We start from the raw sequence: 1,095 nt of genomic DNA, 5'->3' as shown, positions 1-1,095 counted from the left end.
GCTGCTGCGGAACTAGCGCAAATGTATATCGAACTTGATGTGAACTATAATCTCTCATTCGTCGATACAGCCACGGGGGACGAACTCACAAGGAAATGCGCGGAGTTTGGGGTTAACCGGGAACCCGCTACCAAAGCGCGGCGCAAAGGGCTGTTTTATACGTCTGGTGATGCTCCTATGGACGTTCCTGCTGGAAGCCGGTTTTCAATCAATGACGTCAACTACGTGGCTGTCAGCAAGATTGTAACCGGCCAATGGACATTAGAGTGCGAACAAGCCGGTACGATAGGGAATCAGGAATTCGGTGCGTTGTTGCCTATCGACTACGTTAACAATCTAGCACGTGCGGAATTGACAGATGTACTGATGCCGGGCGAAGACGAAGAAACAGACGATGCGCTTAGGGCGAGATACTACGAAGTCGTAAACGAACCGGCGTTCGGAGGCAATATTTCTGATTACAAACAGTTCATTAATGCAATCGATGGCGTGGGTGCGACAAAGGTATTTCCGGCTTGGAACGGTGGGGGAACGGTAAAGTGTACAATCATCGGTGCAGACTGGAACCCTCCATCAGCGGCGCTTATTAACGATGTACAAACCAAAGTCGATCCGGTAGTAAACAGCGGCAAAGGTTACGGAACGGCCCCTATCGGGCATACGGTTACAATTTCAGGTGTTACAGCCCAGGATATTAACGTATCAACCACAGTTACATTAGAGGCAGGTACTACGGTGGGGCAGGTGCAAGGACCAATAGAGGGCGCCATAAATGCTTATTTGCTTGGCCTACGCAAATCCTGGGCAACGCAAGACCAAATCATTGTGCGCGTGGCGTTGATCGAGGCCGCGATACTTAATGTTACAGGTGTTATCGATGTAGCCAATACTACCTTAAACGGATCGCCCGCAAACATCACGCTTGGGGCGGAGGAGACTCCAAACTTGGGGACGGTGGTTATCAATGGCTGATCACATTATGACTTACTGGCCGAAATATTACGAAGATATTCCTGATTTTATACAACTAGCGTCAACCGAAGACGTCGAACTGGATAATATGGACGTCTCCATACAGCAGCTTTTCGATGATCA

Annotated in this window: 1 protein-coding gene; it reads left to right on the top strand. The window is 49.2% G+C overall.

The genetic code is table 11. From position 1 onward, the window contains the following. The coding region (locus tag NYE69_RS33560; protein ID WP_340930762.1) for a baseplate J/gp47 family protein at positions 1-972 on the top strand (972 nt) is incomplete at its 5' end. Positions 973-1,095: the final 123 nt, after the last annotated feature.

Source organism: Paenibacillus sp. FSL R5-0527 (assembly GCF_038008055.1).
GTDB lineage: Bacteria > Bacillota > Bacilli > Paenibacillales > Paenibacillaceae > Fontibacillus > Fontibacillus macerans.
This window is presented reverse-complemented; position numbering and strand designations above follow the sequence as displayed.